Here is a 20,905-nt window from a genome sequence, read left to right on the forward strand (position 1 = left end):
CTGCTCCTGGATGCACGATCCGCGATGGCGTCGCCGAACCGGAACGCGCGGACGGCGGTCGCCCTGGGGCGGTTGCTCGGGGTGGCGTTCCTGGTCTGCTTCGCGACCGGCGTCTACAGCTACTTCCTGCAGCAGCCGCTGCCGTGGATGCGGTTCCCGACCCGTCCCGCGCAGCTCTACCAGTTCACGCAGGGCGTGCACATCACCGCGGGGATCGCGATCATCCCGCTGCTGCTCGCGAAGCTCAACACGGTCATGCCGGCACTCGTGCAGACCCCGCCGGTGCGTGGTCCGCTGCACCTGCTCGAGCGGCTGTCCATCGCGGTGTTCGTGGCGTCGGCGATCGTGCAGGTGACGACGGGCCTGCTGAACACGTACCAGTGGTACCCGTGGCCGTTCCCGTTCAAGCAAGTCCACAACGCGCTCGCGTACGTGCTCATCGGGTCGCTCGTGCTGCACATCGGCGTGAAGCTCCGGCTGATCACCCGGTACTGGCGGAAGCGGGACTCGTACGACGAGCACGGCCGGTTCGTGGTCGACCCGGCCGCGGGGAGCGAGTTGCTCTCGCCTTCTCAGGAGGCACGGGTCGACCCCGCCACGTCGGCTCCGGCACCGCAGGCGGTCGCCTCCTACCCCCGCGGCATCACCGGCCGTGTGCTCCGCTGGGTCGACGGCGTGCCGGCCGTCCCGGCCGTCCCGGCGGACGCTGCCGAGACTCGTCCCGGCGGACCGGACTCGGCGTCCGCGACCCGAGCGGCGTCCGCAAAGCCGAGTCTCGGCGTGCCGCAGGACGGTGCGGCGGAGGCGAGCCGCGCCTCCAGGACCACGCCGGAGGCGACCGACGGTCGACGTGAGCGGATCGCCCGACGCGGGTTCTTCGCCGGCGTGACCGCCGCGACGGTCGGTGTCGTGGCGTTGACCGCCGGACAGTCGAGCACGCTCGCCGAGCCGTTCAACGTGTTCGGCGCCCGACAGCGGCACCGCGGGCCGAACGACCTGCCGGTCAACCGCACGGCCCGTGCCGCCGGTGTGCTGGCCACCGCCACCGCCGCCGACTGGTCCCTGACCGTCGTCGGGCACGACGTGGTCCGCACCTTCTCGCGAGCCGAGCTCGTGGCGCTCGGCACCGCCCAGGCCGAGCTCCCGATCTCCTGCGTCGAGGGCTGGAGCCAGATGGCGACCTGGAAGGGCGTGCGGATGCGCGACCTGCTCGGCGCCGTGCAGGCGGCGCCGGGGTCGCACGTGCGGGTGACGAGCCTCGAGCGGCACGGCGGCTACCGCATCATGGACATGGGCCCCGAGTACGCCGAGGACCCGACGACGCTCATCGCGCTCGAGCTGAACGGCGCGACGCTCGACCTCGACCACGGGTTCCCGGCGCGGATCATCGCTCCCGGACGACCCGGTGTGCTGCAGACCAAGTGGATCGAGAAGATCGAGGTGATCGCATGAGGGCCGCACGCATCGTGCTCGTCGTGGTCGGGGTGCTCGTCATCGCGTTCGGGGCGTACGTCCTCGTGACGACGGTCCGACCGAACCGGATCTGGGGGCTGGCGACCTGGCTCCTCGGGGCCGTGATCCTGCACGACGCGATCCTGTCGCCGTTCGTCGTCGGAGTGGGGCTCCTGCTCCGCCGGACCGGGCGGACGCTGCGTGGCTGGGCGCTCGTCGTCGTGCAGGCGGTCGTCGTACTCGGGAGCGTCCTCGCGCTCGTGGTCCTGCCGGAGATCGCGGCGAAGGCGCACGGGCAGAAGAACCCGACGGTGCTGCCGTTCGACTACGGCGCGCGGCTCCTCCTCGTCGAAGGGGTCCTGCTGCTCGTCGTCGTGGTGGTGCTCGTGGTCGCCGCACGTCGTCCGGCACGCGTTCGCGCGAGTACTGGTTGAACCGACAACCTTTCGGTAGACTCGACGCATGACCGACGACACCCCGTGGCTCACCCGCGACCAGCTGCGCGCGTGGATGAAGCTCGTCGCGGTCATGGAGCTCCTGCCGGCCGCGCTCGACCAGCAGCTCCAGCGTGACGCCGACCTGACGCACTTCGACTACATGGTCATCGCGATGCTCTCCGAGACCGACTCCCGGACGCTCCGGATGTCGGCGCTCGCCTCGGCGACGAACGCCTCGCTGCCGCGGCTGTCCCACGTGGTGTCCCGGCTCGAGAAGCGCGGCCTCGTGGCGCGCTGTCCCTCGACCGACGACCGGCGCGCGACCGACGTCCGGCTGACCGACGCCGGCTACGCGACCATCGTCGACGCGGCGCCCGACCACGTCCGGACCGCCCGTCGCGTGGTGATCGACGCGCTGAGCGACGAGCAGGTCGGGCAGCTCGACGGCATCGCCGCGGCGCTCCTCAGCCGGCTCGACCCCGAGGGCCGGTTCGCCGCCCTGACCTACCCGCGCGACGACGACGAGCCCGCCATCTGCGAGGCCCGGCTGACCGGCACGGCCACCGACTGACGCCACCGTCACGCACGCCTGCGGGCCGTGGGCGTTGCAATAGGCTCGCCGCATGACCGAGTCCGCCGCGCCGTCCGACACGTACTCCTACCTCGGACCCGCAGGGACCTTCACCGAGGCTGCGCTCAAGCTCGTGGACGCGGCGGCCGGCAAGCCCTGGCGGAGCGTGAACAACGTCGGCGAGGCCCTCGACGACGTCGTCAGCGGCCGGTCGATCGGTGCCGTCATCGCCATCGAGAACAGCGTCGACGGCGGGGTCAGCGCGACGCAGGACGCCCTCGCCCGGATCCCCGGCGTGCGCATCGTGGGGGAGTACCTCGTCCCCGTCGACTTCGTGCTCGTCGCCCGCCCCGGCACCGCGCTCGCCGACGTCCGCACCGTGAACGCGCACCCCGTGGCCTACGCCCAGACACACAACTGGCTCGAGGCGAACGTCCGCGGCCACGGGCACATCCCGGCGTCCTCGAACGTGGCCGCCGCGGCAGCCCTGCTCGACGAGCACCCCACCGCCGACGCTGCCGTCGCACCCCCGGGGATCACCGACCACTACGCGCTCGAGGTCCTGGCCTCGTCCATCGGGGACAACGCCTCGGCGGTCACCCGGTTCGTGCTCGTGTCGAAGACCCTGGCGCTGCCCGAGCCGACCGGCGCCGACAAGACCAGCGTCATCGTCGAACTGCCCGCCGACCACCCCGGCGCCCTGGTCGACATGCTCGAGCAGTTCGCGACGCGGGGCATCAACATGGGGTTGCTGTCCTCGCGGCCGATCGGCGACGAGCTCGGGCGGTACCGGTTCGTCATCGACCTCGACGGGCACGTGCGCGACGAGCGCGTGGCGGACGCGCTGCTCGGCCTGCGGCGGTTCAGCCCGCGCGTGACGTTCCTCGGGTCGTACCCGCGGGCCGACGGGGTCCGGCCCGAGGTGCCCGCGCGCTACTCGGACGTCGCGTTCGTCGAGGCGCGCGACTGGCTGCGCGCGATCGTGTCGGGCGAGCCCGAGGCGCGCTGAGCGCTGCGCGGCGCTGAGCCCCGCAGTGTGCGAGGTCCCGACCAGTGTGGGAGCGCGAGCGCGTCCCACCGCGAGCGGAACCTCGCACGCTGCGCAGCGCTACCGCCGGCGGCCGCGGCCCGTCGCCGGCTCGACCGCGGGGATCCGCACGTCCAGCGAGCCCGGGTCGATCTTCGCGCGGAACGCCACGATCTCGCCCACCGGGTCGCCGTCGATCTCGAACTCGTCCGGCTTCGCCAGGCGCAGCGTGAACTCCTCGCCGCGCAGGTACCGCAGCGGGCGCTCCTGCTTCGCGGCCGTGGTGATCCGGCGGCCGATCACGGTGTCGGACAGGGCCGACCGGCGGAACCACCGCAGGATCCCGTTCTCCCAGAACACCCGGGCCGCGATGCGCACCCAGCCGAAGAACCCCCGAGGCCGCATCACGACGATGTCGAACACCCCGTCGTCGATCTCGGCATCGGGCAGGAGCATGGCGTTTGCCTGGAGCATGCCGCAGTTGCCGACGATGACCGAGTGCGCCCGGACCGAGCCGTTGCGTGCCGACTCGTCGAGCCGGTACTTGAACTCGAAGCCGTCGGTGTCCCGGACGGAGCGGAACAGCGAGTCGAGGTAGGCGAGCCACCCGACGCGCTTCTTCAGCTCGGGGCGCGTGTTCGCGAGCATGCGGGCGTCGAGCCCGAGGCCGGCCATCACGACGAAGCCGAACCGGTCGCGGGAGCCGTCGGGACGCTCGACACCGAGCAGACCGAAATCGATCGAACGGTCGTGCCCGGTGAAGATCGCCTTGGCCATCCCGCCGAGGTCGTCCAGCGGCAACTTCATGTTCCGCGCGAGCAGGTTGCCCGTGCCGCTCGGCAGCAGCGCCAGCGAGGCGTCGGACCCGTGCACCACCTCGGCCACGGCGCGGACGGTGCCGTCCCCACCCGCGGCGGCGACGACGTCGGCTCCGGCTTCGAGTGCGGCGCGGGCCATGCCGCCGCCCGGGTCCTCCTCCGTCGTCTCGAACCAGAGGGTCTCGGCCCAGCCGGCCTCCTGCTGGTGCTTCTCGACGGTGCGCTTGAGGGTCGGCAGGTGGACCTTGACCGGGTTGTAGACCACCGCGGCCGTCCGCTGTTCGGTCTGGAGGGCGTCCTGGTCCGCGGGCGCGGTCTCCGAAGGGGTCGACATGCACCAACGGTACCGATCGGATGCTGCGAGCGGACGGTCGTGACGACCCGTCTCGGGCCTGGAGGCGCGGGTCGGGCCCGCACCGCGCCTCCAGTCCGTCCGCAACTCGGCCCCTTTAGGATGGTGCGGTGATCGATCCCCAGCTGCTGCGTGACAACCCGGACGTCATCAAGGCCTCGCAGGAGGCGCGCGGCGCCTCCGTCGCCGTCGTCGACGAGGCCGTCGCCGCGGACGCGGCACGGCGGAGCGCGATCACCTCGTTCGAGTCCCTCCGGGCCGAGCAGAACGCCTTCGGCAAGACCGTCGCGAAGGCCCCGAAGGACGAGAAGGCCGCGCTCGTGCAGCAGGCCCAGGCGCTCGCCGCGAAGGTGAAGGAAGCGCAGGCGACCGTCACCGCGGCCGAGGAGTCCTTCAACGCGGTCGTCCGGAGCATCCCGAACGTCGTGCTGCCCGACGTGCCGAAGGGCGGCGAGGACGACTTCGTCACGCTCCGCACCGTCGGCACGAAGCCGGAGTTCGACTTCGAGCCGAAGGACCACGCCGACCTCGGCGAGCACCTCGGCATCATCGACATCCCGCGGGGCGTGAAGGTCTCCGGCTCGCGGTTCTACTTCCTGCGCGGCCTCGGTGCCCGGCTCGAGATCGCCCTGATGTCGCTCGGCCTCGACCGTGCGATCGCCGCCGGCTTCGAGCCGCTCATCACCCCGACGCTCGTGCGCCCCGAGACCATGGCCGGCACGGGCTTCCTCGGCGAGCACGCGGCCGAGGTCTACCGGCTCGAGGCGGACGACCTCTACCTGACCGGCACGAGCGAGGTCGCCCTCGCCGGGTTCCACGCCGACGAGATCCTCTCCTTCGACGGTGGCGACGGCCTGCGGTACGCCGGTTGGTCGACCTGCTACCGGCGCGAGGCGGGGTCGGCGGGCAAGGACAACCGCGGCATCCTGCGCGTGCACCAGTTCAACAAGCTCGAGATGTTCGCCTACGTCCACCCGGACCAGGCCGAGGCCGAGCACGCCAAGCTCGTCGGCTACCAGGAGCAGATGCTGCAGGACCTCGGGCTGCACTACCGCGTGATCGACGTGGCCGGCGGCGACCTCGGCACGAGTGCGGCGCGCAAGTACGACATCGAGGCGTGGGTCCCGACGCAGGGCACCTTCCGCGAGCTCACGTCGACGTCGAACTGCACGACGTTCCAGGCGCGGCGCCTCGACATCCGGTACCGCACCGAGAGCGGGAAGACCGCGCCGGTCGCGACCCTGAACGGCACGCTCGCGACGACCCGGTGGATCGTCGCGATCCTCGAGACGCACCAGCAGGCCGACGGCTCGGTCGTCGTGCCCGAGGTCCTCCGTCCCTACCTGGGCGGCGTCGAGGTGATCGAACCCCGATGAGCACGCAGGGTCGGTTCGTCGACGGTTCGGCCGGTGCGGGTGCGCCGGCCCGGACGAAGCGCTGGTTGGTGGCGCTCGACATCGACGGCACCACCATGCGCGAGGACGGTGTCGTCACCGACACCGTGATCGCCGCGCTCCGCGATGCCGAGGCAGCCGGGCACGAGGTCATGCTCAGCACCGGTCGCAGCGAGGGCATGACCGTCCCGCTGCTCGACACGCTCGGCATCCAGCCGAAGTACCTCGTCTGCGCGAACGGCGCGCTGACCCTGGGGCGCCGGTCCGACGGTTCCTACGAGCGGGTGCACGTCGAGCAGTTCGACCCGAGCGAGGTCCTCCGGACGATCCACGGCGCCCTCGAGAACGCCGCGTTCGGCGTCGAGGACCAGACCGGCCACTTCCTGCTCTCCGGCAACTTCCCCGACGACACGATGACCGTCGCCGGCGAGCACGTCCCGTTCGAACGGTTGCTCGGCGTCGAGGCGACCCGTGTCGTCGTCATCTCGCCCGGCCACGACACCGAGGACTTCCTGCAGATCGTCGAGCGGATGGGGCTGCACAAGGTGTCCTACTCGGTGGGCTGGACGTCGTGGCTCGACATCGCACCCGAGGGCGTGACGAAAGCGACCGCGATGGAACGGGTCCGTGAGTGGCTCGACATCCCGCGCTCCCGGGTGTTCGCGGCGGGGGACGGTCGGAACGACATCGACATGCTCCGGTGGGCCTCGACCTCGGGGCGCGGCGTCGTCATGGGGCAGGCACCCGAGGACGTCGTGGACGCGGGCAACGAGCTCACGGGTGGCGTGACCGACGACGGCCTGGCGGCTGCGCTCGACTCCCTGCCGCGCTAGCCCGGTAGACTTCCCGGGACGCGATCACGTCTCGCCACGTGGTCGCGTCGCTGGAGGGTTGTCCGAGCGGCCGATGGAGCCTGTCTTGAAAACAGGTGGGCAGAGATGTCTCGTGGGTTCGAATCCCACACCCTCCGCCATGGACACACGCCTGCGCCTGATCCGCGTCGACGACGCCGCGACGCTCGCGGCCGTCGTGACCGCGAGCGCCGAGCACCTGCGGCCGTGGGAACCGACCCGTTCGCCCGCCTAATTAACCGAGGCGGGGCAGCACGACGTCATCGTCCAGGCCCTCGCGGCCGAGCGTGCCGGCACGTCCGTCCCGTTCGTGATCGAGTCGGTCGACGGTGAACTGCTCGGCCGGATCACGCTGAGCGGCATCACCCGTGGCGCGTTGCAGTCGTGTGCGATGGGGTACTGGATCCGCGCCGACCGGGTCCGGCAGGGGCATGCCTCCCGAGCGGTCCGGGCGGCTGCGGCGCACGCGTTCGAGGTGCTGCGGCTCCACCGTGTCCAGGCGGAGACCCTGCCCGAGAACGTGGGCTCGCAGCGTGCACTGCAGGCAGCGGGGTTCACGCGCTACGGCCTGGCGCCCGAGTACCTCAGGATCGCCGGGGCGTGGCGCGGCCACGTCATGTTCCAGCTCCTCGCTCCGACCGACCGGTGAGTCCCCGGTTCAGCTGACGAGCCCCGTCACCACGTCGTGCACCACGTGGGCGGCACGGGCGGCCGCATCGTCGAGGTGCTCCTTGAACTCGTCGCCGTCCGGCGCGCACAGGTCGCTGATGCACCGGACGGACACGAACGGCATGGCGTGGACGTGCGCGAACTGCGCGATCGCCGCCGACTCCATGTCGACCGCCGCGACCGTGGGGAACGCCGTCCGGAGCAAACGCGCTCGACCCTCGGTGACGAAGATCTCGCTCGAGCCGATCGTGGCCGAGCGGAGGCGGTACCCGGCGTCCGAGGCGAGTGCCAGCTCGACGAGCCGGTCGTCGGGCTCGTACCCGGTGGGCATGCCCGGGACCTGGCCGAGCGCGTACCCGAACGCCGTCGCGTCGGCGTTGAGGTTGACGTAGCGGTCCCCGACGACGACGTCGCCGATCTCGACGCCGTGCATCAGCCCACCGGCCGTCCCGACGCTGATCACCGGGATGCCGGAGCCGAAGTCGTGGAAGGCGTGGGCGACCGCTGCCGTGGCGTTCGTGAACCCGATGCCGCTGCGGCGCACGGCGACCGTGGCCCCACCGACGTCGAGCAAGTGGTGTTCGTCGTGGCCGCCGACCGGACCGTCGAGGATCGGGACACCGCCGAGGAGCCCGGCGAACGCGGACACCTCTTCGCTCATGGCGGCGATGACGACCGCGATCGGGGGAGGGAGTTGCACTGATCGATGATCGCACGGGCCGCCGACCGTCGGGACACCGGGACGCGTACCGTGCACCGTGCGCGAGGAGATCCGGGGGGGCGGTGTGGTCGAGGTCGTCGAGTACCGGGCGGAGTGGCCGCGGCGCTTCGAGGCGCTGCGGACGACGTACGGTGCGGCGCTCCTCGCCGCCGGGGTCCCGCACCGCATCGAGCACGTCGGGAGCACGGCGGTGCCCGGCCTCGCGGCGAAGCCCGTGATCGACGTCGACGTGGTCGTCGGGGCGGCGGACGTGCCCGCGGCCGTCGAGGTGCTCGCTGCGATCGGCTTCCTGCCGCGCGGTGACCTCGGCATCCCGGGGCGGCAGGCGTTCCGCACGCCCGAGCGCTTCGGCCCGAGCAACACCTACGTCGTGGCCGAGGGATCGCTCGCGCTCCGCAACCACCTCGGCGTGCGTGATGTCCTGCGCGCGGACGTCGCACTCCGCGAGGAGTACGCCGCCGTGAAGCGTCGGGCTGCCGCCGAGGCGCTGGACATCGACGACTACCTCGTGCGCAAGACCGCGGTGCTCGACCGGGTGTTGCGCGCGGCGGGCCTCACCGACTCCGAGCGCGCGTCGATCGCCGATGCCACCGCGGGCATCACCGGCCGAGGCGCCCACGGCTGACCCCGGACGGGCGGGGAGGACCCGACCGGCAGGGATCGGCCGACTCGCGGCGGTCGTGCGCGTGTCGTCCCGCCGTCGTGACCGTTCCGGTTCGCGGATCACGGGATTCGCGAACCGGAACGGTCACGCGCCCCGCGGAACAGGCGGTCCCGCCGCGTCCCGACGCTTCAGTGCGCCGCGGCGTGTCCCGATGCCTCGCCGTCGCGCGGAACGGCGGGCCGGGTCGCGAGCGCCGCCGAGCCCATCGACAGCGAAGGCGTCAGGCCGACGCCAGCGCCGGGTAGAGCGCGGTGAGCGGGGCGCTCAGTCCGGCGCGGACGTCGCGGCTGACCTGGTCGGCCAGGACCTCGTGCTCGCCGGCCTCGAGGGCGTCGTAGATCGCCGCCACGATGTCCGCCGGGTCGGCCTTCTCGACGTCGAGGTCGGCCGTCATGCCGGTGTCCGTGTAACCGAGGTGCGCTCCGAGGACCTGGGTCCCCTGGGGTGCGAGCTCGAGGCGCAGGGAGTTCGTGATCGACCAGAACGCGGCCTTCGAGGCGGAGTAGCCCCCGGCCAGCGCGATCCAGCTGAGCACCGAGTGCACGTCGATGAGCGCGCCCCCGGCCAGCGACGGCGCGAAGGCCTTGGCGACCCGGAGCGCACCGAACACGTTCGTGGCGAAGACGTGCTCGACCTCGTCGACCGAGGTCTCGAGGAGCGGCGCGGAGCCACCGATACCGGCGTTGTTCACGACGATCGTGGCATCGGCTGCTGCACGGGCGGCGGCGTCGACGCTCGCCTGGTCGGTGACGTCGAGGGCGAGCGGCACGATGCGCTCGTCGTCCCAGGTGCGCGGGGTCCGGGCCGTGGCGTAGACCTTGGCGGCGCCGCGGTCGAGGGCCCGCTGGACGAACGCGGCGCCGAGGCCGCCGTTCGCTCCGGTGACGAGGACGGTCGCGTCGGTGAGTGTGGTCATGGTGTGCTCCTGTCGAAGAGGTTGAGTACGGAAGGTGAACCTAGCACGGTGTGTCTGGATTCCGAACCCAGGTAGGATCAACACATGCTCGGCATCCTCGGCGGCGACGAGCGCTGCCCCATCGCGCGGTCCCTCGACGTCCTCGGTGAGAAGTGGACGCTCATGATCGTCCGCGACGCGCTCGCGGGGTCGACCCGCTTCAGCCAGTTCCAGCAGAGCCTCGGGGTCCCGCGGGAGGTCCTCACGGCACGCCTCGGCTCCCTCGTCGAGGGCGGCGTGTTCGAACGCCACGCCTACAAGCCGGACAGTGGACGGGTCCGTGACGAGTACGTCCTCACCGAGGCCGGCCGCGACCTCTCGCTCGTGCTGCTCGCTCTCGGCGGGTGGGCGGACCGGCACCGGCCCTCCGAGCGCACGTCCGACCTCCGCTTCGTCGAGGCGGCCACCGGCGAGCCGGTCGAAGCGGTCGCCGTGACGCGCAGCGGGCACCGCCGCGTCGCGCTCGACGCGCTCGAGGCGGTCATGGAGGGCTGATGGTGCGAGCAGGCGGGCTGGCGTGACCACCGTCGGACGGGAGGCGCGGGTCGGCCCCGCACCGCGCCTCCCGGACCGCAGGCGGGTGCGTCAGCGACGCACGCCGCACCCGCAACTGGCGCCGAGCACCAACTCGGCGGGGACGAGGTCCCGGTGCCACTGGTTGTCCGCGTCGAGGCCGAGCACCCGGTCGACGGCGGCGGTCGCCATCGTCTCGATCGGCTGCCGGACCGTGGTGAGCTGCGGGTTCGTGTAGTCGGCCTCGACCGCGCCGTCGAAGGAGACGATCGCGACGTCGTCGGGCGCGGACAGTCCGAGCTCGAAGAGGGCGCGCAGGAGCCCGACCGCCTGCATGTCGGAGCTGACGAACACCGCTCGGGGGCCGGAGCCCTCGCCGAACATGCGGAGACCGGCCTCGTAGCCGCCCCGTCGGGTGAAGTCGCAGCGGACGATCGGGCCGTCGGGCAGCCCGGCGTCGCGGAGCGCCCGCATCCAGCCCTGCTCGCGGAGCTCCATCGAGCCGGCGTGCCCCATGATCAGGCCGATCGAGCGGTAGCCGTGCTCGACGAGGTGCTGCGTGCCGTCGTACGCGCCACGGAGGGCGTCGACGCCGATGCTCGCGTAGTCGGGGACCTCGAAGAAGGTGTTGAGCAGGACCATCGGGATGCCGGGGTCCGTCACGGTGGACAGGTCGGGCCGCGTCATGATGCTCGTGACGATGATGCCGTCGACCTGCCGGGCGGAGAGGCTGCGCAGGCGCTCCCGTTCCTGCGCGGCGTCGCCGTCGCTGTTGGCGAGCAGGACGTCGTACCCGCGCGCGGCGGCGGCGTGCGTGACCGCGACGCCGAGCTCGGACCAGAACGGGTTGTCGAGCTCGGGGACGATGAGTCCGAGCATCTTCGAGGACCCGGTGCGGAGGGCCTGGGCGCTCGCGTTCGGGCGGTAGCCGAGGACGCGGATCGCCTCGCGGACGCGTGCCGCGGTGGCCGCTGCGACCGGACGGGGTCCGTCGTGCACGACGTAGCTCACGACGGAGGTGCTCACGCCGGCGTACCGGGCGACGTCGGCGCGGGTGACCGCCCTCGGGGTCGTCGGGACGGTCACGGGTGCCACCTTCGTCGGGTCGGAAGTCGCGTTCGGGTGCCGGCCCGTGCGGACCGACACCCGAACACCACTTGCTAGTCGCTGGCGATACTAGACGAGCCCACCGCCTCGACCGTCTCCGGGGCGTCGCCGAAGTCCGGCACCTCGAGGCGGACGCCGCCCTGCAGTGCGGACTGGTGGGCGATGATGCCGGGCAGCGTGAACCGGGCGGCGGTCCAGGCGTTCACCGGCGGCAGGGTCCGGTCGACGACGGCGCGGACGAAGTCGTCGGCGAGGAACTGGTGGCTGCCCTCGTGTCCGGTCGGCACGCCGGCGTACTCGGCCGGCAGGCGCGACGTGTCGTGCACGGCCGCGTAGCCGGAGACGAACGCGTCACGGAGCGAGGGGTCGACGCCAGCGAGGCGGGGGTCGTCGAGCTCCATCGTCGCCTGGGTGTCGATCTGGTCGCTGATGTCGTGCGAGTCCTCCTTGTCCTGCCAGACGCTGACCTTGGCGAGCTGCTCGAAGCTCGCCTCGGTGCCGAAGTAGCGGAAGCGGGACTCGCGGATGTGCGACGGGTAGCCGACGCGGCGCATCTCGTTGATCCGCATGACCCCGCCGTTGTCGAGCTCGAACAGGGCGGTGGCGTTCGAGAAGTCGTTGTCGAACTGGCTGACGTCCTTGTCGAAGACCCCGTCGCCGCGGTCGTCCTTGACGCCGATGCAGCTGACGCTGACCGCGTGCCCCGGGATCGCACCGAGGACCCCGCCGACCGAATGCGTCGGGTAGAGCATGGGCGGGTAGCTGGCGGTGCGCTTCCAGTCCTCGCCGCCGCTGAACTGGTAGGCGGCGTAGAAGCCGAGGTCCATGTCGTGCACGTAGTCGCCCTCGGCGTAGAAGACCCGGCCGAAGGCACCCTCGGCGACCTTCGAGCGGGCGAACACCGTCGCGGGGTTGTAGTAGCTCGTCTCGCCCATCATGTAGGTGAGTCCGGTCTCGCGGACGGCCTCGATGATGGCCTGGATCTCCTCGACGGAGATCGCCATCGGCACGGCCGAGTACACGTGCTTGCCGGCGCGGAGGGCCTTGACCACGAGCGGCCCGTGCGTCCAGCGCTGCGTGAAGATCGCGACGGCGTCGACGTCCGAGGCGAGCACGGCGTCGAAGTCCGGGAACGTGCCGTCGAGGTGCTGCGACTCGACGAGCTCGGATGCCCGGTCGTCGACGAGGTCGGTGACGAAGACGCGGTCGACGTCCGGGTGCAGCTTGAACAGCTTGGCGAACTGGGGGGCGAACTGGCCCGCGCCGACCATTCCGACAGAGATCATCAGTGACCTTTCCAGGTGGGGGATGCGTCGCCGGGCAGGTCGCTCCGATGCGATCGAGGGCCATCCTGGCACCGATGTCTACACGTGACAACCCCTGATTCGAACGAAGAAAAAGCCTCTTGCCACCCGCTGTCCCCACGTGTAGATTCCCGGCTCACGGACTGCTGCACGTCAGTCCACCGCAGACGAAGGAGTCGCGATGGCCACCGAGAGCCCTGTGTCGTCACCCTTGACGACGGCCAGCACGAGACGGAGGAGTCGGGCGACCGACCGCGCCCGTGCCGGCACCACCTCCCCGCGACGCCGGCCCAGGAACGACCTCTGGCTGGCGCTGATCTTCATCGCCCCGGCATCGGTCGGCTTCGCCGTGTTCCTCGCGTGGCCCACCGTCCGGGGCATCTACCTCAGCTTCACGTCGTTCAACCTGCTCACACCGCCGGTGTTCACCGGCCTGCAGAACTACGAGCGCCTGGTGCAGGACTCGATCTTCTGGCACTCGATGGCGGTGACGGTCGAGTACGTCCTGCTCAACATCGGGTTCCAGACGATCCTCGCGCTGTTCATCGCCGTGATGATGCACCGCCTCACCAAGTCGACCTTCGTCCGGGGCATCGTCCTCGCGCCGTACCTCGTGTCGAACGTCGTCGCGGCGCTCATCTGGCTGTGGATCCTCGACACGCAGCTCGGCATCGGCAACGAGATCCTGTCGGCGATCGGTGTGGGCCGCATCCCGTTCCTGCAGAGCGACTTCTGGGGCATCCCGACCATCGCGTTCATCAACGTGTGGCGGAACGTCGGCTACACGGCCCTCCTCATCTTCGCGGGCCTGCAGGCACTGCCGGAGCAGGTCTACGAAGCCGGCCGCATCGACGGCGCCAGCGAGTGGAAGATGTTCTGGCGCATCACCGTGCCGCTGCTCCGACCGATCCTCTCGCTCGTGCTCATCATCACGATCATCGGGTCGTTCCAGGTGTTCGACACCGTCGCCATCGCCACCCAGGGCGGACCCGCGAACGCCACGAACGTCGTGCAGAACTACATCTACAACCTGGCGTTCGGCCGGTTCCAGTTCGGCTACGCGTCCGCCGTCTCGGTGGCCCTCCTCATCGTCCTCAGCATCATCACGATCATCCAGTACCGACTCTCGCGTTCCGGCGAGAGCGACCTGGACTGACGGCCACAGCACACGGAAGCGAGTCGAAGATGACCAGCACCCTGCCCCCGGTGGTCGAACCGCAGACCACCCGCGCGATCACCACCCGCGGCGGCCCCCGACCGCCTCGTCGGAAGCCCTCCGTCGGACGGGTCATCGCCTGGATCGCGATGATCGCCGTCATCGTCGTGACCCTGTTCCCGTTCTACTGGATCCTCCGCACCGCCCTGTCCTCGAACGGTGCGATCTCGGCCGACCCCACCTCGCTCCTCCCCACGGGCTTCAGCCTCGGTGGCTTCGAGCGCGTGTTCGGCTTGCAGTCCACGAAGGAGGCGCTCGCCCAGGGTGGGTCCGGCGCTGCCATCAACTTCTGGCAGTACCTGCTGAACTCCGTGCTCACCGCGACGATGATCACCGTCGGCCAGGTGTTCTTCTCCGCCGGGGCGGCCTACGCGTTCGCGCGGTTGCGGTGGCCCGGGCGCGACCGCGTCTTCGCGGTCTTCCTCGCCGGACTGATGGTGCCGACGATCTTCACGCTCCTGCCGAACTTCACGCTGATCAAGTCGCTCGGCCTGGTCGACACCCTGTTCGGGATCGCCCTGCCGTCGATGCTCATGACGCCGTTCGCGGTGTTCTTCCTCCGGCAGTTCTTCCTCGGGATCTCCCGCGAGGTCGAGGAGGCGGCACTCATCGACGGCGCCGGCAAGGTCCGGGTCTTCTTCCGGCTCATCCTCCCGATGGCCTCCGCCCCGATCGCGACGCTCGCCGTCCTGACGTACATCACGGCGTGGAACGACTACTTCTGGCCGCTGATGGTCTCGTACACCGACAGCTCCCGCGTGCTCACGGTGGCGCTCGGGGTCTTCAAGTCGCAGTCGCCGCAGTCCGGCACCGACTGGGCCGGGCTCATGGCCGCGACGCTCGTGGCGGCGCTCCCGATGATCGTGCTCTTCGGCGTCTTCGCCAAGCGGATCGTCAACTCCATCGGCTTCTCCGGCATCAAGTAGGGATCCGCACATGACGAACTCCATCACCCGCCGCGCCCTCTTCGCCGGCGGAGCGTCTGCCCTGGCGCTCGGTGCGCTCGCCGCCTGCTCCACCACGGGCACCCCGAACCCGCGGAGCGGTGCGACCGGCACGGTGTCCTACTGGCTCTGGGACTCGAACCAGCTGCCGGCGTACCAGGCCGTCGCCAAGGCCTTCGAGCGCGAGAACCCCGGCATCACGATCAGGATCACCCAGCTCGGGTGGGCCGACTACTGGACGAAGCTCACCGCCGGGTTCATCGCCGGCACCGCGCCGGACGTGTTCACGGACCACCTGTCGAAGTTCCCGCAGTTCGCCGACCTCGACGTGTTGTACAAGCTCGACGAGCTCGAGGCGACGTCGGGGATCCGTGACGACGACTACCAGTCCGGGCTCGCCCAGCTCTGGAAGGGGCGGGACGGCCACCGGTACGGCTCGCCGAAGGACTGGGACACGGTCGCGATGTTCTACGACCAGAAGGTCATCGCGAAGGCCGGGTACACCGCCGACGATCTGGCCGCCCTGTCCTGGAACCCCGATGACGGCGGCACCTTCGAGCGCGCCGTCGCGCACCTCACGATCGACGGCAAGGGGCGCCGCGGGGACGAGCCGGGTTTCGACAAGACGGACGTCGCCGTCTACGGGATGAGCGCCAACGGCAGCGGGGGCGACGGGTTCGGGCAGACCCAGTGGTCGCCGTTCACCGGGTCGATCGACTGGTTCTACACGAACAAGAACCCCTGGGGGAACCGGTTCCGCTACGACGACGCCGGGTTCCAGAAGACGATCTCGTGGTACTTCGGACTCGCCGAGAAGGGCTACATGCCGAAGTACGGGGTCTTCTCCACGACGACCGGACCGGACGTCCAGCTCGGCTCGAAGAAGGTCGCGCTCTCGTTCAACGGCTCGTGGATGATCGGGACGTACGCGAACCTCCCGGGCATCGACGTCGGCATCGCGCCGACGCCGACCGGGCCGATCGGGCACCGCGCGTCGATGTTCAACGGTCTCGGCGACTCGATCACGAAGCAGGCGCGGAACCCGGAGGCAGCGGCGAAGTGGGTCGCGTTCCTCGGCAGCGCTGCCGCCCAGGAGATCGTCGGCCGTGCGGGCATCGTCTTCCCGGCACGCCGATCGGGGACCGACGCAGCGGTGGCGGCGTACGCGAAGCGGGGCCTCGACGTGACGGCCTTCACCGAGCAGGTCGAGGACGGCACGACGTTCCTCTTCCCCGTGACCCGGAACCCGGCCGACGTGCAGGCCCTCGTGCAACCCGCGTTCGACGACATCTACGCGAACGGCAAGCCGATCAGCACGCTGACGGGCGTGAACGAGCAGGTCAACAACCTCCTCGCCCTCACCTGAGCCGCCGTCGGTCGACCGACTGGAGGCGCGGGTCGGGCCCGCAACGCGCCTCCGGTCCGCACGTGGGGGACTGGAGGCGCGGGTCCGGCCCGCACCGCGCCTCCAGTCCGCCCGTTGGGACGCCGACGCGCGGGTCCGGGCCGCACCGCGCCTCGAGTCCGCCCGTGGGGACGCGCACGCCGACGCGCGGACGTGCGCACCCTGACGACGACTGCGCGTGGTGGAACGCGCGCAGTCGTCGTCAGCGCGCGCACTCACGCCCGCGCCCGACCGCGCCCGCCCGCGCCCGCCCGCGCGCCCCGCCGCCCCCGCCCGCGCGCCCTACCGCTCCGGCGCGCGCTGGAACCCGATCTCGAGCAGCAGGTTCGCGTGCGACCGCTGGTCGCCGGTCGCGATGACCAACCCGGTCTCGGGCGCCCGGACCGCGTCGTAGAACGCGAACCGGTCGAGCGCACCGAGCGGCACGTCCGGCCCGAGGATGCGGCGGTAGCCCTCGTGCGCCGCGACGACGGTGTCCGCCGGAGCCTCCATGACCGTCGCCGCCTCGACCGGGACCGCGTCGAGCAGGGTCGTCAGGACCTCGTCGACGTCGAGCAGTCCGGGGCGGAAGTTGAGGTGCACGAGCGCGGCGCCGGGCCGCATCGCCGTCGCGAACGGGTAGTTCCCGTCGGCGACCAGCACCTTGGAGCCGTGCCCGAGCGACGCGAGCGCGCTCAGCGTCGGTTGGTGGGTGAGGGTGTAGCGCAGCATCATGCCTCCGTGGGGGTGACGAGTCGGGCGACCGATCCACCGGCGACCAGACGGGGTGCGACGACGACGTCGACGGGAGCCGGGTCGGCGTCGGGGTCCGTCAGGCGAGCGTGGATCAGGTCGGCGGCCCGGACGGCGAGCTCGTGCGTGGGCTGCACGATGACGGTGAGCTTCGGGACGGTGGCCTGGGCGAGTTCGAGGCCGTCGAACCCGAGCACGGAGAGCTCCCGGCCGAGGGTCAGCCCGGACTCGTTCAGCGCGATGACGGCTCCGAGGGTGAGTTCGTAGTTCGCGCAGAAGACCGCGGTCGGGCGGTCCGGCTGCACGAGGAGCCGCTGCATCGCCGCCTGCCCGTGCTGCACCGTGAGGGGCCCCTCGACGACCGAGTCCGGTCCGAGGACACCGCCCTCCCGTTCGACCACCGCACGGAAGCCCGCGGTGCGCTCCCGCATGGTGGAGACCGCGGGGTCGCCCGCGACGACCCCGACCCGGCGGTGCCCGTGGTCGAGGAGGTGGCGGGCGGCGAGGGCGCCGGCGCCGCGGTTGTCGAGGAAGACGCCGTCGGTGGCGAGGGCGCCCGCACGCCAGTCGATCTGCACGACCGGCACGCGCTCGGCCGCACGCGCCAGGGCCTCGACGTCGTGGTCCGACGGCACCGCGATGATGCCGTCCACCATCCGGCTGAGGAGCAGGTCGACCGCGCCCACGGCGGCGTCCGGGCTCGACGAGACGATGACGCTCGTCCCGTGCGCCCGGAGTGCGCTCTCGACCCCGGCGATCACGGTGAGGTGGAAGTCGTTGTCGAGCGCCGGCAGGAGGACGCCGATCGTGCCGGACCGCCGGGAGCGCAGGCTCCGGGCGAACCCGTTGGGACGGAACCCGAGCGTCGCCGCGGCCCGTTCGATCGCCTGCGCGTTCTCGTCGCGGACGGTGCCGCCGTTGTAGAACTTCGAGATCGTCGCGAGCGAGAGCCCCGTCGCCCGCTGCAGGTCCTTGTAGGTCGCCGTCACCCGACGCCCCCGGGGATCGTGCCGTCCTCGTCCCACAGGTCGTGCCAGCTGTCGGCGCCCGACCACAGGAACACCTGCCCCTTGATGAGCCGGACGCCGCGGTCGACGTCCTGCATCGCCCGGAGTTCCTCGTCGGTGAGGGGGTCCGTCAGCGCGCCGTCGAGGTTCGCGCGGTACTGCTCGGGCTTCACCGAGAACGGTATCGGGACCTGCCCGCGCGCGACCGCCCACTTGAGGCAGACCACGGCGGGGTGCACGCCGTGCGCCTCGGCGATCCGCCGGACGACGGGGTGGTCGACGTCCACGGGGTCGTCGTCCTCGCGGTCGCGCTCCGGGCGGGACGGTGACCCGAGCGGCGAGTAAGCCACGGGCTGGATGTCGTTCGCGCGGCAGAAGTCGAACAGCTCCGGTTGCTGGAACGTCGGGTGCAGCTCCATCTCGTTGAGCGCCGGGAGGACCCGGGCGTCGCGGAGCAGCAGCCGCAGCTTCGGGACCGTCGTGTTCGACGTGCCGAGGTGCCGGACCAGTCCGGCGTCGACGAGCCCCTCGAGCGCCCGCCAGAGCGCGAGGTACGCGGCGTGGTCGTAGGGGCGGGCGGACCGGTCGCGGTCCTCGACCGAGGCGTGCGGCGCGTGGTGGTTCGGGAACGGCCAGTGCACGAACACCGCGTCGAGGTGGTCGACCCGCAGGTCCCGGAGCGATCGCTCGACCGACGCGACCGCATCGGCCGGGTCGTGCGCGTCGTTCCAGACCTTCGACATCACGAAGAGGTCCTCGCGCGGGACACCGCTCGCCGCGATCGCTGCGCCGACCTCGGGCTCGTTGCCGTAGACCGAGGCGCAGTCGACCAACCGGTAGCCGGCGTCGAGGCCGCCGCGGACCGCCGCCGCCACCTCGTCCGGGCCGTACCGGTCGGAGCCGAACGTGCCGAGCCCGATCGTCGGGATGTGCGCACCGGTTCGCAAGGTGCGGGTCGTCAGGACGTCCACGGTGGTCCTCTCCCTGCGCGTCGTCGCGCATCACTCAACGTTTCACCCATGCGGGTGCGATGCACGCTACCGTAGAACCGTCTCCAGGACGAAACGTTTCGCTCGACTCGAGGAGGAGTCATGCCCGAACCCCACGACCTGCCACGGATCGACCCGGCGGCCCTGCCGGAGCCGGTCGACGTCAGCGACAACTCGGTGGCGCTCGCCGCCGTCGCCGCGGTCGTCGCTGCCGGCCCGTACGAGGCGACCTGGGAGTCACTCCGCGGGTACACGCCGCCGCGCTGGTACGAGGACGCCAAGTTCGGGGTCTTCCTGCACTGGGGCGTCTACTCGGTGCCGGCCTTCCGGAACGAGTGGTACTCGCGGGACATGTACCGCGCGGGCACCCCCGAGTTCGAGCACCACGTGGCCACCTACGGACCGCAGTCGGAGTTCGGGTACAAGGACTTCATCCCGTCGTTCACGATGGAGCACTTCGACCCGCAGGACTGGGCGACCCTGTTCCGTCGCGCGGGGGCGCAGTTCGTGGTCCCCGTCGCCGAGCACCACGACGGCTTCGCGATGTACGACACCGACCGCTCCCGGTGGAGCGCGGCGCGGATGGGGCCGGAGCGCGACGTGTTCGGCGACCTGCTCCAAGCGGTCGACGACGCGTTCATGGTGCGGGGCGCTTCCTCGCACCGGGCCGAGCACTGGTTCTTCATGAACGGGGGCGCCCGGTTCGACTCGGACGTGCTCGACCCGCGGTTCATCGACTTCTACGGCCCGGCCCAGCGCGAGGAGACCGCGCCGAACGAGCGACACCTCGAGGACTGGCTGCTCCGGACCGTCGAGGTCATCGACAAGTACCGGCCGCAGGTGCTCTGGTTCGACTGGTGGATCGAGCAGCCGGCGTTCGAGCCGTGGCTGCGCACCCTCGCCGCGTACTACTACAACCGTGCCGCCGAGTGGGGGCGCGAGGTCGTCATCAACTACAAGTGGCAGGCGTTCGCGGACGGCTCCGCCGTCTACGACATCGAGCGCGGTGCGATGGGGGACATCCCGCCGGTCGTCTGGCAGAACGACACCTCGGTGTCCAAGTCCGCCTGGTGCTGGATCGAGGGGCACGACTACAAGACCGCGCGCGACCTCGTCGCCGAGCTCGTCGACGTCGTCGCGAAGAACGGCGTCCTCCTGCTCAACGTCGGCCCGAAGCCGGACGGCACGATCGCCGAGCGCGAGCAGCGGCTGCTGGAGGGCATCGGCCGGTGGTTGACCGCCAACGGCGAGGCGATCTACGGCACCCGTCCCTGGCGCGTCTTCGGCGAGGGTCCGACGCACGTCCAGGCGGGGTCGTTCGTCGACGGCGCCGCTCCGGCCTACACGTCCGAGGACGTCCGGTTCACCACCCGCCACGACGTCACCGGCGAGTACGTCTACGCGGTCCTGCTCGCCGACCCGGCGGACGGTGTCGCGCGCATCCGCTCGTTCGGCAGCGGGACGAACCTGCTCGGACGGCCGATCCGCAGCGTCGAGGTGCTCGGCGCCGACGGCGAGGTGCAGTGGACGCAGACCGCCACGGCGCTCGAGGTCGTGGTGCCGACCGGTACCGATCCCGATTCCGGCCCGGTCGTGAAGGTCTGGCTGCGTCCGGAGGAGCGGCAGGAACGAACCGACTCGCTGCACGGGTGAGCGAGCGGTCCGACGGTGACCCCCCTCGGACGGGTGGGGGGGGGGGGGGGGCCCCCCCCCCCCCCCCCCCCGGCCCAGCAAGCGGGTGTCGCCCTGGCCCGTGACTGGGGGCCGCCCCCCCGCG

General features: G+C 71.3%; 20 protein-coding genes, 1 tRNA gene and 1 pseudogene. 14 read left to right on the forward strand and 8 right to left on the reverse strand.

Going from position 1 to position 20,905, the window contains the following annotated elements; all coding sequences use genetic code 11:
* The first annotated feature begins 24 nt into the window (after positions 1-24).
* From ACIPEP_RS02865 to pheA, 4 genes are read left to right on the forward strand one after another with little or no spacing between them, the layout of a single operon-like run.
* Positions 25-1,452, forward strand: a complete 1,428-nt coding sequence (locus ACIPEP_RS02865) for a molybdopterin-dependent oxidoreductase (protein ID WP_402716441.1) — start codon at positions 25-27, stop codon at positions 1,450-1,452.
* Complete coding sequence (locus tag ACIPEP_RS02870) at positions 1,449-1,886, forward strand: hypothetical protein (protein ID WP_402716442.1); 438 nt, start codon at positions 1,449-1,451, stop codon at positions 1,884-1,886. The genes ACIPEP_RS02865 and ACIPEP_RS02870 overlap by 4 nt, the downstream gene beginning before the upstream one ends.
* A gap of 28 nt (positions 1,887-1,914) precedes the next feature.
* Positions 1,915-2,460, forward strand: coding sequence for a MarR family winged helix-turn-helix transcriptional regulator (locus ACIPEP_RS02875; protein ID WP_070418120.1), 546 nt, complete (start codon positions 1,915-1,917; stop codon positions 2,458-2,460).
* Positions 2,461-2,512: 52 nt separating this feature from the next.
* The gene (gene pheA / locus ACIPEP_RS02880) at positions 2,513-3,469 is read left to right on the forward strand and encodes a prephenate dehydratase (RefSeq protein ID WP_071296051.1); all 957 of its coding nucleotides are present in this window, start codon (positions 2,513-2,515) and stop codon (positions 3,467-3,469) included.
* Positions 3,470-3,568: 99 nt separating this feature from the next.
* Here pheA and ACIPEP_RS02885 read toward each other — a convergent pair whose 3' ends face one another.
* A complete protein-coding gene (locus ACIPEP_RS02885) occupies positions 3,569-4,639 on the reverse strand; it encodes a diacylglycerol kinase family protein (protein ID WP_083403430.1) in 1,071 nt (356 codons plus the stop codon).
* A gap of 128 nt (positions 4,640-4,767) precedes the next feature.
* On the opposite strand from ACIPEP_RS02885, the gene serS reads away from it, so the two are divergent.
* The 4 genes and pseudogenes from serS to ACIPEP_RS02905 all read left to right on the forward strand — a co-directional run.
* Positions 4,768-6,033: a serine--tRNA ligase gene (serS, locus tag ACIPEP_RS02890; RefSeq protein WP_070418122.1), complete on the forward strand. Its 1,266-nt coding sequence runs from the start codon at positions 4,768-4,770 to the stop codon at positions 6,031-6,033.
* The gene (locus ACIPEP_RS02895; protein WP_175473690.1) at positions 6,030-6,884 is read left to right on the forward strand and encodes an HAD family hydrolase; all 855 of its coding nucleotides are present in this window, start codon (positions 6,030-6,032) and stop codon (positions 6,882-6,884) included. The genes serS and ACIPEP_RS02895 overlap by 4 nt, the downstream gene beginning before the upstream one ends.
* Positions 6,885-6,936: 52 nt before the next feature.
* Positions 6,937-7,024 (forward strand) — tRNA-Ser (locus ACIPEP_RS02900).
* Between the two features lie 137 nt (positions 7,025-7,161).
* Positions 7,162-7,551 (forward strand): annotated as a pseudogene (locus ACIPEP_RS02905) (GNAT family N-acetyltransferase); the annotation flags it as partial.
* 9 nt (positions 7,552-7,560) lie between these two features.
* On the opposite strand, the gene mtnN reads toward ACIPEP_RS02905, so the two are convergent.
* Entirely contained in the window at positions 7,561-8,271 is a 711-nt protein-coding gene (gene mtnN, locus ACIPEP_RS02910; RefSeq protein WP_402716443.1) for a 5'-methylthioadenosine/S-adenosylhomocysteine nucleosidase, read from the reverse strand.
* Positions 8,272-8,329: 58 nt separating this feature from the next.
* Between mtnN and ACIPEP_RS02915 the strand changes: the two genes are divergently transcribed.
* Positions 8,330-8,917, forward strand: coding sequence for a GrpB family protein (locus ACIPEP_RS02915; RefSeq protein WP_402716444.1), 588 nt, complete (start codon positions 8,330-8,332; stop codon positions 8,915-8,917).
* A 259-nt stretch (positions 8,918-9,176) separates the two neighbouring features.
* Here the strand turns inward: ACIPEP_RS02915 and ACIPEP_RS02920 are convergent, their stop codons facing one another.
* The gene (locus tag ACIPEP_RS02920; protein ID WP_402716445.1) at positions 9,177-9,872 is read right to left on the reverse strand and encodes an SDR family oxidoreductase; all 696 of its coding nucleotides are present in this window, start codon (positions 9,870-9,872) and stop codon (positions 9,177-9,179) included.
* Positions 9,873-9,956: 84 nt separating this feature from the next.
* Between ACIPEP_RS02920 and ACIPEP_RS02925 the strand changes: the two genes are divergently transcribed.
* Positions 9,957-10,406: a winged helix-turn-helix transcriptional regulator gene (locus ACIPEP_RS02925; RefSeq protein WP_402716446.1), complete on the forward strand. Its 450-nt coding sequence runs from the start codon at positions 9,957-9,959 to the stop codon at positions 10,404-10,406.
* A gap of 90 nt (positions 10,407-10,496) precedes the next feature.
* Here the strand turns inward: ACIPEP_RS02925 and ACIPEP_RS02930 are convergent, their stop codons facing one another.
* Both ACIPEP_RS02930 and ACIPEP_RS02935 read right to left on the reverse strand, forming a co-directional pair.
* A complete protein-coding gene (locus ACIPEP_RS02930; RefSeq protein WP_402716447.1) occupies positions 10,497-11,510 on the reverse strand; it encodes a LacI family DNA-binding transcriptional regulator in 1,014 nt (337 codons plus the stop codon).
* A 74-nt stretch (positions 11,511-11,584) separates the two neighbouring features.
* Positions 11,585-12,817 carry a Gfo/Idh/MocA family protein gene (locus ACIPEP_RS02935; RefSeq protein WP_071296046.1) on the reverse strand — a complete coding sequence of 411 codons (1,233 nt, stop codon included), beginning with the start codon at positions 12,815-12,817 and terminating at the stop codon, positions 11,585-11,587.
* Between the two features lie 199 nt (positions 12,818-13,016).
* Here ACIPEP_RS02935 and ACIPEP_RS02940 point away from each other — a divergent pair, with 199 nt between their 5' ends.
* Genes ACIPEP_RS02940 through ACIPEP_RS02950 form a run of 3 tightly spaced genes read left to right on the forward strand, consistent with a single transcriptional unit; the run spans position 13,017 to position 16,361 of the window.
* On the forward strand, positions 13,017-13,991 hold the full coding sequence (locus tag ACIPEP_RS02940) for a carbohydrate ABC transporter permease (RefSeq protein ID WP_229087209.1): 975 nt from the start codon (positions 13,017-13,019) through the stop codon (positions 13,989-13,991).
* A gap of 29 nt (positions 13,992-14,020) precedes the next feature.
* Positions 14,021-14,977, forward strand: a complete 957-nt coding sequence (locus ACIPEP_RS02945; protein WP_083295227.1) for a carbohydrate ABC transporter permease — start codon at positions 14,021-14,023, stop codon at positions 14,975-14,977.
* Between the two features lie 10 nt (positions 14,978-14,987).
* A complete protein-coding gene (locus tag ACIPEP_RS02950; protein WP_071296045.1) occupies positions 14,988-16,361 on the forward strand; it encodes a sugar ABC transporter substrate-binding protein in 1,374 nt (457 codons plus the stop codon).
* Between the two features lie 321 nt (positions 16,362-16,682).
* Here the strand turns inward: ACIPEP_RS02950 and ACIPEP_RS02955 are convergent, their stop codons facing one another.
* From ACIPEP_RS02955 to ACIPEP_RS02965, 3 genes are read right to left on the reverse strand one after another with little or no spacing between them, the layout of a single operon-like run.
* Entirely contained in the window at positions 16,683-17,114 is a 432-nt protein-coding gene (locus ACIPEP_RS02955; protein WP_229086088.1) for an RbsD/FucU family protein, read from the reverse strand.
* The gene (locus ACIPEP_RS02960; RefSeq protein WP_402716448.1) at positions 17,111-18,121 is read right to left on the reverse strand and encodes a LacI family DNA-binding transcriptional regulator; all 1,011 of its coding nucleotides are present in this window, start codon (positions 18,119-18,121) and stop codon (positions 17,111-17,113) included. The genes ACIPEP_RS02955 and ACIPEP_RS02960 overlap by 4 nt, the downstream gene beginning before the upstream one ends.
* Positions 18,118-19,110 carry an aldo/keto reductase gene (locus tag ACIPEP_RS02965; protein WP_402716449.1) on the reverse strand — a complete coding sequence of 331 codons (993 nt, stop codon included), beginning with the start codon at positions 19,108-19,110 and terminating at the stop codon, positions 18,118-18,120. The genes ACIPEP_RS02960 and ACIPEP_RS02965 overlap by 4 nt, the downstream gene beginning before the upstream one ends.
* Before the next feature lie 120 nt (positions 19,111-19,230).
* Here ACIPEP_RS02965 and ACIPEP_RS02970 point away from each other — a divergent pair, with 120 nt between their 5' ends.
* Complete coding sequence (locus tag ACIPEP_RS02970; RefSeq protein WP_402716450.1) at positions 19,231-20,781, forward strand: alpha-L-fucosidase; 1,551 nt, start codon at positions 19,231-19,233, stop codon at positions 20,779-20,781.
* The last annotated feature ends 124 nt before the right edge of the window (positions 20,782-20,905 follow it).

The sequence above is a fragment of the Curtobacterium sp. NPDC087082 genome (genome assembly GCF_044745045.1).
GTDB lineage: Bacteria > Actinomycetota > Actinomycetes > Actinomycetales > Microbacteriaceae > Curtobacterium.

Excerpts from the sequence above, each read along its gene's own strand:
- ACIPEP_RS02950 (WP_071296045.1), top strand. The coding sequence starts at position 14,988 with ATGACGAACTCCATCACCCGCCGCGCCCTCTTCGCCGGCGGAGCGTCT.
- ACIPEP_RS02935 (WP_071296046.1), bottom strand. The coding sequence starts at position 12,817 with ATGATCTCTGTCGGAATGGTCGGCGCGGGCCAGTTCGCCCCCCAGTTC.
- ACIPEP_RS02875 (WP_070418120.1), top strand. The coding sequence starts at position 1,915 with ATGACCGACGACACCCCGTGGCTCACCCGCGACCAGCTGCGCGCGTGG.
- ACIPEP_RS02865 (WP_402716441.1), top strand. The coding sequence starts at position 25 with ATGGCGTCGCCGAACCGGAACGCGCGGACGGCGGTCGCCCTGGGGCGG.
- ACIPEP_RS02955 (WP_229086088.1), bottom strand. The coding sequence starts at position 17,114 with ATGATGCTGCGCTACACCCTCACCCACCAACCGACGCTGAGCGCGCTC.
- ACIPEP_RS02885 (WP_083403430.1), bottom strand. The coding sequence starts at position 4,639 with ATGTCGACCCCTTCGGAGACCGCGCCCGCGGACCAGGACGCCCTCCAG.
- ACIPEP_RS02895 (WP_175473690.1), top strand. The coding sequence starts at position 6,030 with ATGAGCACGCAGGGTCGGTTCGTCGACGGTTCGGCCGGTGCGGGTGCG.
- ACIPEP_RS02945 (WP_083295227.1), top strand. The coding sequence starts at position 14,021 with ATGACCAGCACCCTGCCCCCGGTGGTCGAACCGCAGACCACCCGCGCG.
- ACIPEP_RS02940 (WP_229087209.1), top strand. The coding sequence starts at position 13,017 with ATGGCCACCGAGAGCCCTGTGTCGTCACCCTTGACGACGGCCAGCACG.
- ACIPEP_RS02870 (WP_402716442.1), top strand. The coding sequence starts at position 1,449 with ATGAGGGCCGCACGCATCGTGCTCGTCGTGGTCGGGGTGCTCGTCATC.
- ACIPEP_RS02970 (WP_402716450.1), top strand. The coding sequence starts at position 19,231 with ATGCCCGAACCCCACGACCTGCCACGGATCGACCCGGCGGCCCTGCCG.
- pheA (WP_071296051.1), top strand. The coding sequence starts at position 2,513 with ATGACCGAGTCCGCCGCGCCGTCCGACACGTACTCCTACCTCGGACCC.
- ACIPEP_RS02925 (WP_402716446.1), top strand. The coding sequence starts at position 9,957 with ATGCTCGGCATCCTCGGCGGCGACGAGCGCTGCCCCATCGCGCGGTCC.
- ACIPEP_RS02920 (WP_402716445.1), bottom strand. The coding sequence starts at position 9,872 with ATGACCACACTCACCGACGCGACCGTCCTCGTCACCGGAGCGAACGGC.